Source organism: Streptococcus sp. HMSC056C01 (assembly GCF_001811305.1).
Lineage (GTDB): Bacteria > Bacillota > Bacilli > Lactobacillales > Streptococcaceae > Streptococcus.
Window position 1 is genome coordinate 81,259 of the sequence record NZ_KV804207.1, and the last position, 12,129, is coordinate 93,387.

Genomic DNA, 12,129 nt, shown 5'->3' on the forward strand with positions numbered 1-12,129 from the left:
TATCTTTTAGCTATAATAAGAAAAAAATATAGGGGATACTTTATGGAAAAAGTCATAAAATCAATTCGACTACTCTTGTTCTTTGCCTTAATCCAACTGGCATTTTGTAGTTGTATCTTTTGGTCTGGAACCTCTCTGGCCCTCAAACAATCCTGTTTTTATTTTCTACTGGCTTTATTGGGCTTATCTGGGTCTTGTGCCTTTATGCATTATTTATCTAGTCAAAACCTGAAAAGAGATAGACTGATTGATAGGAGTCGCTTTATCTTTTTATTTTATAGTATGATGATTGTGGCCAACCTCTGCGGGGTTGGGCTGGTTCTATCAGATACTATCGTTACTGTCAACTTACTTCAAAAAGAAGCTGCAGAACTCATCCTCCCCTCCTTCTTTTTTCTCTTTGGAGTTGATCTTATTACCTTTCTCCCCTTGAAAAAATGGAGAAGGTTGCAAAAAAATTCCAGTAGCAAGGAAGTGAGATTTTCCATCATTATCATTTCCATTTTAATCTTCCTACGTAATCCAATCACCATTTTATCCATCGCTTTTTATATTGGCCTTGGCGCTTTATTTCTCAGTTTTTTATTTCCAAAAAACTTAAGAGAAGAGGTGTCATTCTACAGTCATTTGATTCGGGATATTCTATTTGTCGTCTGTACCTTCCTCTTATGGTAACAAATAGAATCCTTGCAATAATTATGTTATAATTAAAAAAATTTTAGGAGATACATCAATGAACTTTTTTAAAGATTTTCGTAAGCGACTCACTTGGTTTGGGATTTTGTTAGTAGCTATCTTTCTATCTCAGACTCCTATGCTAACTCTAGCTATACTAACTAAAATTCAGTTTAATCCATTCTGGTCAACAATTCTTGTGTCCCTTATTTCGATTCTTGTACTTGCTATCTTTTTATACGGAGCCCATAAGAGTAAGTTGCTGGATTTAAAATCTAAACTTCTCACCATTAACGATCTTCCTCGCATTGTCTTAAGCTATCTAGTTATTTATGTTGGAAATCTTGTGGGTGGAATCTGGTTACAACTCGTGAAGCAAACAACAACTTCTAATCAACAAGTAATTAACAATCTTGTTTCTGAAAACTCTCTGATTAGCAGTTTCTTCCTCATCGTTTTAATCGCACCTATTTGTGAAGAAATCATTTGTCGCGGGATTATTCCTACCAAACTCTTCCAAGGTTACGAAAAGTTTGGCTATGTCATTGGTTGGCTAATCTTCCTCCTTGCACATATGCCTTCTAATCTCCCTTCCTTCTTGATTTATGGTTGGATGTCAGCCGTCCTCACTTGGACTGCTTATCGTACCAGACGTTTGGAAATGTCTATCTCGGTCCATATGCTACTTAATAGTATAAGCTTCATCTTACTGGCACTCTTCACAATTTTTATGAAAAATTTCGGTATCTAATACCCAACTATCCATTCCTTTAGGCTGGATCAATCGTCCTGGTCTAAGGGATTTTTTTGTTTCAAGCAGCACTTTATCTCGGAAAAATTCATTTTTTCTACCATCTTAAAAAAATTTTTAAAAAAATTTTAAAAATATTTTTATGCATAAATTTTATAGAATATAAAAATAAGTTAATTCAGCATGTATATTTGTGAATATTCTTATAAAAAAAATGTAAGAAATCCTTTAAAATAGGCATTTTTAAGCATTTTAGGCCTTATCATATCTCTTGTAATGCATATTAATTTGTGATACTATTAACTTGTAAGCGATACCAATATAATTTGGTACACACGAGAAAAAAGGAGGATTCACATGTCTTCACATCCAATTCATGTTTTCTCAGAAATTGGAAAACTGAAAAAAGTTATGTTGCACCGTCCGGGTCAAGAATTAGAAAACTTGATGCCAGATCACCTTGAGAGGTTGCTCTTTGATAACATCCCATTCTTAGCAGATGCCCAAAGTGAACACGACGCCTTTGCTCAGGCACTCCGTGACGAAGGAATCGAAGTGCTCTATCTTGAACAATTGGCTGCTGAATCATTAACTTCTCCTGAAATACGTGGCCAGTTCATCGAAGAATATCTCAACGAAGCAAATATTCGTGGTCGACAAACTAAAAATGCCATCCGAAAACTACTTCATGATATTGACGACAACCTTGAACTGATTAAGAAAACAATGTCAGGTGTTCAAAAAGTTGAATTACCTGACATCCCTGAAGAAGGCAAAGGATTAACTGACTTGGTTGAATCTAACTATCCGTTTGCCATCGATCCAATGCCAAATCTTTACTTCACTCGCGACCCATTTGCGACTATCGGGAATGCAGTATCACTCAATCACATGTACGCCGATACACGCAATCGCGAAACACTTTATGGTAAGTACATCTTCAAGCATCACCCAATCTATGGTGGTAAGGTAGAGCTCATCTATAATCGTGAAGAAACCACTCGTATCGAAGGTGGAGATGAACTTGTTCTTTCAAAAGATGTCCTAGCAGTTGGGATTTCTCAACGGACCGATGCCGCTTCTATCGAAAAACTCTTGGTTAATATCTTCAAAAAAAATGTTGGCTTCAAGAAAGTTTTGGCTTTTGAATTTTCAAACAGCCGTAAGTTCATGCACTTGGATACCGTCTTCACCATGGTAGACTATGACAAATTTACAATCCACCCTGAAATCCAAGGCAACCTTCGTGTTTATTCCGTTACTTACGAAAATGAAGAACTCAAGATTGTTGAAGAAAAAGGAGATTTGGCAGAACTCCTTGCTCAAAACCTTGGTTTAGAAAAAGTTACACTCATTCCTTGTGGTGATGGGAATATCGTTGCAGCTGCTCGTGAACAATGGAATGATGGCTCTAACACACTCGCTATTGCACCAGGTGTCGTAGTCGTTTATGAACGCAACACTGTGACAAATAAGAAACTTGAAGAATATGGACTTCGTCTCATTAAGATTCGCGGACGGGAATTGGTACGTGGACGTGGTGGACCTCGTTGTATGTCAATGCCGTTTGAACGCGAAGACATTTAGATTCTTCCTATTTCTGCCTAGCATCTGCTAGCAGAATCATGCTTGTTAGAAAAGGATATATAGAATGATACATTCAGTATTTCAAGGAAGAAGTTTTCTAGCTGAAAAAGATTTTACCCGTGCAGAGCTCGAATATTTGATTGGACTTTCAGCTCACTTGAAGGATCTTAAAAAACGAAACATCGAACACCGCTATCTAGCTGGTAAAAATATTGCTCTTTTATTTGAAAAAACTTCTACACGTACACGCGCAGCCTTCACTACTGCAGCAATTGATCTTGGTGCACATCCAGAATACCTAGGGGCCAACGATATTCAACTAGGTAAAAAAGAAACTACTGAAGATACCGCAAAAGTTTTGGGACGTATGTTTGATGGTATTGAATTCCGTGGTTTTAGTCAAGATAGGGTTGAGGAATTAGCTAAATTCTCTGGTGTTCCTGTTTGGAATGGCTTGACGGATAAATGGCACCCAACTCAAATGCTTGCAGACTATTTGACAGTACTAGAAAATTTCGGACATCTTGAAGGTTTGACTTTGGTTTACTGTGGTGACGGCCGTAATAATGTTGCCAATAGCCTTCTAGTAACAGGAGCCATCCTTGGGGTGAACGTTCATGTCTTTTCACCAAAAGAACTTTTCCCAGATCAAGCAGTTGTTGCTCTGGCTGAGGGATATGCCAAAGAAAGTGGGGCTCACATTCTCATCACAGAAGATGCTGACGAAGCTGTAAAAGGGGCTGATGTCCTTTACACTGATGTTTGGGTATCTATGGGCGAAGAAGATAAGTTTGCAGAACGCGTCGCTTTGCTAAAACCTTACCAAGTCAATATGGATCTTGTTAAGAAAGCAGGCAATGAAAACTTAATCTTCCTCCACTGCTTACCAGCCTTTCATGATACAAACACAATCTATGGCAGACAAGTAGCTGAGAAATTTGGCGTTAAAGAAATGGAAGTAACTGATGAGGTCTTCCATAGCAAATATGCTCGTCAGTTTGATCAAGCAGAAAATCGTATGCACACCATTAAAGCCGTTATGGCTGCTACACTAGGAAATCTCTACATTCCTAAAGTGTGATACAAACTATAAGAAACAGCTTAGGGACTGAGACTAGTGTTTTAGTCCGGTCCCTTTTTGTAGTAGTAACGAGCTCTGAGTTGGAGTTTGCTGATAGTCACCATTCAAGCAAAAACCTCATAATAATAACAATTAACTGTCTTCCAGTTATTCGCAATTTCAACTCAACTCGTCTGTCAAAAGTCTTTCTTCTCAATTTCCAAATCCAAGCTTTTAACCAAAATTGGCTTTTGTTCATCCAAAAGAAAGGAGCGCTCATGTCTCATCGTAAAATCGTTGTCGCTCTTGGAGGAAATGCCATTCTTTCCACAGATCCATCTGCTCAAGCTCAAGAAGCCGCTCTGGCAGAAACAGCACGCCATCTGGTGAAACTCATCCAAAATGGCGATGAATTGATTATCACCCATGGCAATGGACCGCAAGTCGGTAACCTCCTCCTCCAAAACCTAGCAGCGAATTCCGAAAAAAACCCTGCCTTTCCTCTCGATTCACTTGTTGCTATGACAGAGGGTAGCATCGGTTTTTGGCTCCAGAATGCTCTGGAAAATGCTTTACAGGATATTCATCTTGATAAAACTGTCGTTTCTGTTGTCACACAAGTTGTCGTGGACAAGAATGATCCTGCCTTTCTCAATCCAAGTAAACCCATTGGTCCATTCTACTCAGAAGAAGAGGCTAAAGCAGAAAGCGAAAAAACTGGGGCTAACTTTAAAGAAGATGCAGGTCGTGGTTGGCGTAAGGTAGTGGCTTCTCCAAAACCTGTTTATATCAAAGAAATCGATAGTATACGCACACTCTTGGACAAGGGACAAATTGTCATCGCAGCAGGCGGTGGAGGTATTCCTATCACCAAAAATGAAAACGGTTACTTCTCAGGAGTAGAAGCTGTCATCGATAAGGATTTTGCATCGCAATGCTTGGCAGAGCTAGTCGAAGCAGATCTCTTCATCATTTTAACTGGCGTCGATTATGCCTATATCAACTATAACAAACCAAATCAAGAAAAGTTGGAACGGGTAACTGTAAGTCAACTTCAAAAATACATTCAAGAGGGACAATTTGCTCCTGGTAGTATGCTACCAAAAATCCAAGCTGCCATTGATTTTGTGACTAATCGTCCAGCAGGAAAAGCAGTTATCACTTCTCTTATCAATCTAGGAGCTTTGATTGAATCTGAAAGTGGAACAATCATCGTGAAAGATGAATAGTTTAGTCATACCTTTCAAGAAAGTTTAGTCAGCACTCTTGCCACATCATTCGTTTTTATACTGTGTGACATAGTTTAGGAGGAAAAACAAATGAGTGAAAATAAAAAAAGGTTTCAAATGCCTTCAGCATACACTGTTTTGATTATCATCATTACCATCATGGCAGTTTTAACCTGGATCATTCCAGCAGGTAAGTATGATACCAATGAAGCAGGTAACCTCATCGCAGGTACCTATCAAACTGTTGACTCAAATCCTCAAGGGATTTACGATGTCCTCATGGCACCAATTCGTGCCATGCTCGGTCACAAACCAACCAGCGCAGCTATCGACGTTGCCTTCTTTATCCTTATGGTCGGAGGTTTCCTTGGTGTCGTAAATGCTACTGGTACACTCGATGTAGGAATTGCCTCCATCGTTAAAAAATATAAGGGCCACGAAAAAATGTTGATTCTCATCCTCATGCCCCTCTTCGCACTTGGAGGAACTACTTATGGTATGGGAGAAGAAACTATGGCCTTCTATCCCCTTCTTATTCCTGTGATGATGGCAGTTGGTTTTGATAGTATTACTGCCGTAGCCATCATCTTACTAGGTTCTCAAGTTGGTTGTTTGGCATCTACATTGAATCCATTTGCTACTGTTATTGCTTCTGATACTGCAGGCATTTCATCCATGGATGGTGTTATTCTCCGTGTTATCTTCTGGTTTGTAATGACTGGACTCAGCACCTACTTCGTCTATCGTTATGCAGAAAAGATTCAGAAAGATCCGACTAAATCACTCGTTTACGCTCAACGCGAAGAAGATATTAAACACTTCAATGTTTCTGACAATGAGGATACACCGTCTACCTTGAGCAAGAAACAAAAACATGTTCTCGCTTTATTTGTAGTAACCTTTATCATTATGATTGCAAGTTTCATCCCTTGGGTTGATTTGCATGTTACTGTCTTTGAAGATTTCAAAAATTGGTTAATCGGCCTTCCTGTAATCGGAGGCATCATCGGTTCATCTGCTCAACCATTTGGTAGCTGGTACTTCCCAGAAGGCGCTATGCTCTTTGCCGTTATGGGGATTTTGATCGGTGTTGTCTATGGTCTCAAAGAAAGCAAGATTGTCTCAACCTTCTTAACTGGTGCTGCCGATTTGCTTTCAGTAGCCTTGATTTGTGCGGTTGCTCGTGGTATCCAAGTTATTATGAACGATGGTATGATTACTGCAACCATCCTACACTGGGGTGAAGTTGGCCTTCAAGGTCTCTCTCCTCAAGTTTTCATCGTATTGACCTATATCTTCTACCTACCTATGTCCTTCCTCATTCCTTCTTCATCTGGCCTTGCCAGTGCAACCATGGGTATCATGGCTCCTCTTGGAGAATTCGTCAATGTCAAAGCCAGCCTTATCGTTACTGCCTACCAATCTGCATCTGGTGTCCTTAATCTTGTCACCCCTACTTCAGGTATTGTCATGGGAGCTCTTGCTCTTGGTCGTGTCAGTCTTGGAACTTGGTGGAAGTTTGTTGGAAAACTTGTCATCTCAATTGTCATTGCAAGTATTCTACTTCTTATCTTGGGCACCCTAGTGCCATTCTTATAGAAACAAAGGGAGATACGGATGAAATCCTATATTACAGAATCAATCAAAGAGGATTTTCTTCAAAGTTTGAAAACCATCATCTCCTATCCATCTGTTCTCAAGGAAGGTGAAAATGGTACTCCTTTTGGTCAAGCCATCCAAGATGTCCTGAAAAAAATGCTGGACTTGTGTCAAGATCTTGGTTTTAAAACCTATCTGGATCCTCAAGGATATTATGGGTATGCAGAAGTTGGTGAAGGTGATCTCCTTGCCATCCTCTGCCACCTAGATGTCGTTCCTGCAGGCGATTTGACAGACTGGGAAACTCCTCCATTTGAAGCTAGTATCAGAGATGGACGGATTTATGGTCGGGGTGCGCAGGATGATAAAGGACCTTCTCTTGCAGCCCTTTACGCAGTCAAAAGCTTGCTTGACCAAGGAATTCCATTCAAAAAACGGGTTCGTTTCATATTTGGTACTGATGAGGAAACCCTTTGGCGTTGTATGGCAAGATATAATACCATTGAAGAACAGGCCAGCATGGGATTTGCTCCTGACTCCTCATTCCCATTAACCTATGCAGAAAAAGGACTTCTTCAGGTCAAACTTCATGGACCTGGATCAGATCAACTCGCCTTAGATATAGGTGGAGCCTTTAATGTAGTACCTGATAAGGCAACTTATCAAGGACCACTTATGGAACAACTCCAAGAAGGGCTAATATCTGCTGGTTACGATTATCAACAAAATGATCAGTCCCTTACTGTTCTAGGACTATCTAAACATGCTAAGGATGCCAGTCAAGGGATTAATGCAGTCATTCGATTAGCCACCGTCCTTGATTCCATTCAATCCCATCCTGCACTTACATTTCTTGCCAAAGAAGTTGGTCAAGATGGTCAAGGAAAAGGAATCTTTGGTGATATCAGCGACCAGCCTTCTGGACATTTATCCTTTAATGTGGCCGCCTTAACTATTACTCCCGAAAGTTCTGAGATTCGAATTGATATCCGAATCCCAGTCCTTGCAGACAAGGATGCCCTTGTTCATCAGCTGATAGAGTGTGCAAAAACTTACCAACTTAGCTACCAAGAATTTGACTACCTAGCACCACTTTATGTGGCAAGAGATAGCCTGCTCGTCACTACTCTCATGCAGGTTTATAAAGAAAAAACTGGCGATAACAGCCCCGCTCTATCATCTGGCGGTGCAACCTTTGCACGTACCATGCCAAACTGTGTCGCTTTTGGCGCCCTCTTCCCAGGAAGAGAGCAAACAGAACACCAAGCAAATGAATATGCTATCTTAGATGATCTCTATCATGCTATGGATATCTATGCTGAAGCTGTTTACCGATTAGCGACCTAAAAGACCTCCTAAACTCCGTCCCACATTGGGGCGGAGTTTTAGGAAAATTTTGAATAGCAAGCTACAAGAAAAGCCAAGAAAAATATCTTCTTGGCTTTTTTACAATAAATTTAAGGTAAGTGACCACCTAAAGTACTCATTTTCCGCTACAACACACAATTAGTATGGCAATAGCAGGCAGCTAGACTACTTTCTAACTGTTACGACGTAAAGTTTTACTAGTGGAGCGCCTAGCCAAGTCCATAAAAACTTGGCGTTAGTTACTTAGATTGTTATACAACCACATAAATTTACTGAACTACGACACGGAGTTTGGCAAATCGATTTTATTTGCCAAACGCAGTTAGTAAGGCAGTTAGCTAGTCCGCTTCCTTTCTGTTACGACGGTAAAACCCACGAATCGATACCATTCGTGGGTTTTGCCTAGTGAAGCGTTTAGGTAAACCGCCATAGCGGTTACCTATTATTAGATTACGACACTGAATTTTACAAATCGATTCCATTTGTAAAACTAAGTTAGTGAGGCAGGTAGGCAAGTCTTATAGGACTTGCCGTAGTCTACTTAGATTGCTTTGCAATCAAGTAGACTTACTGAATCACATCTTTTCCTCTAACTCCACGTCTGGGTACTTGTCTGCAAACCAACGGAGGGCAAAGTCGTTTTCAAAGAGGAAAACAGGCTGGTCAAAGCGGTCTTTGGCAAGGATGTTTCGGCTTGAAGACATACGCTCATCCAGATCTTCAGGTTTGATCCAGCGAACCGTCTTTTTACCCATTGGGCTCATAACCACTTCTGCATTGTACTCATTTTCCATACGGTGTTTGAAGACTTCAAACTGCAATTGACCAACGGCACCCAACATATATTCACCTGTTTGGTAGTTGGTATAAAGCTGAATAGCTCCTTCTTGCACCAATTGCTCAATTCCCTTGTGGAAAGATTTTTGTTTCATGACGTTCTTAGCAGAAACTTTCATAAAAATCTCAGGTGTAAAGGTTGGCAATGGTTCAAATTCAAATTTGTTTTTCCCAACTGTTAAAGTATCTCCCACCTGATAAGTACCAGTATCGTAAACCCCGATAATATCTCCCGCTACAGCATTAGTGACATTCTCACGACTTTCAGCCATAAACTGAGTAACATTTGACAGCTTAGCTCCCTTACCAGTACGAGGGAGATTGACACTCATACCACGCTCGAATTCACCCGATACGATTCGAACAAAGGCGATACGGTCACGGTGACGAGGGTCCATGTTGGCTTGGATTTTAAAGACAAATCCTGAGAAGTCCTTATCATAAGGATCAACAATTTCTCCGTCTGTTTTCTTGTGTCCATGAGGTTCTGGAGCAAACTTGAGGAAGGTTTCAAGGAAGGTCTGCACCCCAAAATTAGTCAAGGCCGAACCAAAGAAGACTGGTGTCAAATCACCTGCAAGAATGGCTTCCTCTGAGAATTCATTTCCTGCTTCATTCAAGAGTTCGATATCCTCTTTCACTTGTTCGTAGAATGGGTTGCTAGCAAAGAGTTTATCGCCATCTTCTAGGCTGGCAAAACGTTCATCCCCTTTGTAGAGTTCCAAACGTTGGTTATAGAGGTCGTAGAGCCCCTCAAAGGCCTTCCCCATCCCGATTGGCCAGTTCATTGGATAACTTGCAATACCCAAGACTTCTTCCAATTCTTGCAAGAGATCTAGTGGTTCACGACCGTCACGGTCTAGCTTGTTCATGAAGGTAAAGACTGGAATCCCACGGTGTTTGACAACCTCAAATAACTTTTTGGTTTGGGCCTCGATACCCTTGGCAGAGTCCACAACCATGACAGCCGCATCCACCGCCATCAATGTACGATAGGTATCTTCTGAGAAATCCTCGTGCCCTGGAGTATCTAGGATGTTCACGCGTTTGCCATCGTAGTCAAATTGCATAACAGATGACGTTACCGAAATCCCACGTTGTTTCTCGATATCCATCCAGTCAGATTTGGCAAAGTTACCTGTTTTCTTCCCTTTGACAGTACCTGCCTCACGAATCTCTCCCCCAAAGTAGAGCAACTGCTCTGTAATCGTCGTTTTACCAGCATCCGGGTGGGAGATAATGGCAAAGGTACGGCGTTTTTTAATTTCTTCTTGAATGTTCATAAGTTCTCTTTCTTTCTACTTTTTTAATTATTTCAATTTATAATCACTCTTTATTACATCGGACCCTAACATTCCTTTCAACACTCCATTATATCGGATTTTAGGGAGTTTTTCAATTGCTTACACAAGAAAAAGCAGGTCAAGATAGTAGACCTGCTCTTCAGATTCTTTTGTTCAATACTTATTTTGTATCGCTAGTTACAATCTCTTCAAAATTTAATTTTTTCTAGAGCAATTTTCTTTTGCCAACGTTTCTTAAACAAGATATCAAAGAGTACTAGAGCTGCAGATAGAATGATTGAAACCAGAAGATACTTTATCCATATAGGGGCATCTGTGATAAAAGGCGTGGTATTTAAAAGCCCGTAATTTCCACCTGTGACTTGATTAACTCCAACTAGGAAAAGGTTGAGAACAAAAGTGTAGGCGATAATACGATACTTTTTAAGTAAGGTCTTATCGTAGTGGTTCATGAGATAGACCAAGGAATTGACCAAGAGAGCATAATGCCCAATCAGGAATGAAAAACTGGTAATATGCGGGAAATCATATGGATCAAAAACCGGATAGCCCAAAGCAAATACTGCCCCACTAGCTCCCATAAGGGCAAAATACTGCTTGGTTTTCCATTTATCTGGCAAGAAAACTACTGCAAACATGGCCAAACGGCAATGGTAAAGAGGCAGACTATTTGAAAATGGAATGCTAAAACCAATATACCAAGTGTAAAGAGCTAGCAGTTGCGCTATTTGAATCCACTTAAATAATCGAACAAATTTGAGATTTTTGTAGTAAGTAAGAGAAGCATAAATAGACAAGGCAAGAAGGCCTATCATGACACCGTACCAAAAAATCGGAATAGGCGGTGGTGTGGTTTGGGTTCTTGTAATAAAATGATGCATAAAATCTCCTTAGAATAATTAATTCATTTGTTCGCTAACTATTCTTATGTTTATATTTAACGAGTTGATTGATAAGGATGAGAATACCTGTCATCAAACTAGTCACTATCAAATAGTTAAGCAAACTACCATGATCCCCAATCACAGGGGGCTTGCTCATAAAGCCATAATTCCCTCCTGTTGCAAGATTAGCTAGAAAGATAATAGCATTGACGCCAAAGGTCATCTGGCATATTTTCCAAGTATCCCCTTTTTCAACTTTATAATATCTAACAAGATAAATCAAGCAGTTAGCTAAGAGGGCCCAGTGGCCGAAAACATTGTTAACCGAGGAAACATGAGGAAAAGGAAAAGGATGGAAGACTGGATAAACTAAAGCCATAATAGAACCAAATACTCCAACCAGGGCAAAATATTGTTTAAAAAAGGTCTTGTTAGGAGCAAAAAGAATCATCCACATAGCCATACGACTATGGTAAAAAGGGAGAGCCTCAGATAAGGGCAGGCGTGCCGAAATATACCAAGCGTTGATGATCAGTAATTGAATCAATTGACCCCAATACCAAAAGTTTCTGTAACCTTTAGATGATGCGAAACGAATCGATAAAACAGCTATGATTACCAAAGAAGTGGGTAATAAGAAGTACCACGTCCCCAAATGAGGAGGGACTGTTTTTTTACTGGTAAAAAGTAAATCCCAAATTTTCATATGTCCTCCTTAACTTGTTCGAATCGGTCAATGTATGCATCTTGTTTGCCGACTAAAAACCAATGCTGTTCTTGCTTCTAATTTCAACCATTATATCGAATTAAAAACCATTTTTCAATTTCTATTTCT

The 12,129-nt window shown here is 40.0% G+C and carries 10 protein-coding genes; 7 read left to right on the top strand and 3 right to left on the bottom strand.

Going from position 1 to position 12,129, the window contains the following annotated elements; genetic code table 11:
- The first annotated feature begins 42 nt into the window (after positions 1-42).
- From HMPREF2795_RS06365 to HMPREF2795_RS06395, 7 genes are all read left to right on the top strand, one after another.
- Positions 43-675 (top strand): hypothetical protein, encoded by a 633-nt coding sequence (locus HMPREF2795_RS06365; protein WP_083303349.1) that lies wholly within the window; start codon positions 43-45, stop codon positions 673-675.
- A 58-nt stretch (positions 676-733) separates the two neighbouring features.
- Positions 734-1,426, top strand: coding sequence for a CPBP family intramembrane glutamic endopeptidase (locus HMPREF2795_RS06370; protein WP_075228478.1), 693 nt, complete (start codon positions 734-736; stop codon positions 1,424-1,426).
- Between the two features lie 357 nt (positions 1,427-1,783).
- A complete protein-coding gene (arcA, locus tag HMPREF2795_RS06375) occupies positions 1,784-3,013 on the top strand; it encodes an arginine deiminase (RefSeq protein WP_075228479.1) in 1,230 nt (409 codons plus the stop codon).
- A gap of 67 nt (positions 3,014-3,080) precedes the next feature.
- Positions 3,081-4,094 carry an ornithine carbamoyltransferase gene (gene argF, locus HMPREF2795_RS06380; RefSeq protein WP_186822903.1) on the top strand — a complete coding sequence of 338 codons (1,014 nt, stop codon included), beginning with the start codon at positions 3,081-3,083 and terminating at the stop codon, positions 4,092-4,094.
- 257 nt (positions 4,095-4,351) lie between these two features.
- Positions 4,352-5,302 carry a carbamate kinase gene (gene arcC / locus HMPREF2795_RS06385; protein WP_075228481.1) on the top strand — a complete coding sequence of 317 codons (951 nt, stop codon included), beginning with the start codon at positions 4,352-4,354 and terminating at the stop codon, positions 5,300-5,302.
- A 90-nt stretch (positions 5,303-5,392) separates the two neighbouring features.
- On the top strand, positions 5,393-6,901 hold the full coding sequence (locus tag HMPREF2795_RS06390; protein ID WP_075228482.1) for a YfcC family protein: 1,509 nt from the start codon (positions 5,393-5,395) through the stop codon (positions 6,899-6,901).
- A gap of 18 nt (positions 6,902-6,919) precedes the next feature.
- Positions 6,920-8,248: a dipeptidase gene (locus tag HMPREF2795_RS06395; RefSeq protein ID WP_075228483.1), complete on the top strand. Its 1,329-nt coding sequence runs from the start codon at positions 6,920-6,922 to the stop codon at positions 8,246-8,248.
- Between the two features lie 596 nt (positions 8,249-8,844).
- On the opposite strand, the gene HMPREF2795_RS06400 is transcribed toward HMPREF2795_RS06395, so the two are convergent.
- From HMPREF2795_RS06400 to HMPREF2795_RS06410, 3 genes are all read right to left on the bottom strand, one after another.
- Positions 8,845-10,389, bottom strand: coding sequence for a peptide chain release factor 3 (locus HMPREF2795_RS06400; RefSeq protein ID WP_075228484.1), 1,545 nt, complete (start codon positions 10,387-10,389; stop codon positions 8,845-8,847).
- 209 nt (positions 10,390-10,598) lie between these two features.
- Positions 10,599-11,291, bottom strand: coding sequence for a YwaF family protein (locus tag HMPREF2795_RS06405; protein WP_075228485.1), 693 nt, complete (start codon positions 11,289-11,291; stop codon positions 10,599-10,601).
- A gap of 34 nt (positions 11,292-11,325) precedes the next feature.
- Positions 11,326-12,000 carry a YwaF family protein gene (locus HMPREF2795_RS06410; RefSeq protein WP_075227588.1) on the bottom strand — a complete coding sequence of 225 codons (675 nt, stop codon included), beginning with the start codon at positions 11,998-12,000 and terminating at the stop codon, positions 11,326-11,328.
- Between the last annotated feature and the right edge of the window lie 129 nt (positions 12,001-12,129).

Coding starts and splice junctions, on each gene's coding strand:
- HMPREF2795_RS06365 (WP_083303349.1), top strand. CDS start 43: ATGGAAAAAGTCATAAAATCAATTCGACTACTCTTGTTCTTTGCCTTA.
- HMPREF2795_RS06370 (WP_075228478.1), top strand. CDS start 734: ATGAACTTTTTTAAAGATTTTCGTAAGCGACTCACTTGGTTTGGGATT.
- arcA (WP_075228479.1), top strand. CDS start 1,784: ATGTCTTCACATCCAATTCATGTTTTCTCAGAAATTGGAAAACTGAAA.
- arcC (WP_075228481.1), top strand. CDS start 4,352: ATGTCTCATCGTAAAATCGTTGTCGCTCTTGGAGGAAATGCCATTCTT.
- HMPREF2795_RS06390 (WP_075228482.1), top strand. CDS start 5,393: ATGAGTGAAAATAAAAAAAGGTTTCAAATGCCTTCAGCATACACTGTT.
- HMPREF2795_RS06395 (WP_075228483.1), top strand. CDS start 6,920: ATGAAATCCTATATTACAGAATCAATCAAAGAGGATTTTCTTCAAAGT.
- HMPREF2795_RS06400 (WP_075228484.1), bottom strand. CDS start 10,389: ATGAACATTCAAGAAGAAATTAAAAAACGCCGTACCTTTGCCATTATC.
- HMPREF2795_RS06405 (WP_075228485.1), bottom strand. CDS start 11,291: ATGCATCATTTTATTACAAGAACCCAAACCACACCACCGCCTATTCCG.
- HMPREF2795_RS06410 (WP_075227588.1), bottom strand. CDS start 12,000: ATGAAAATTTGGGATTTACTTTTTACCAGTAAAAAAACAGTCCCTCCT.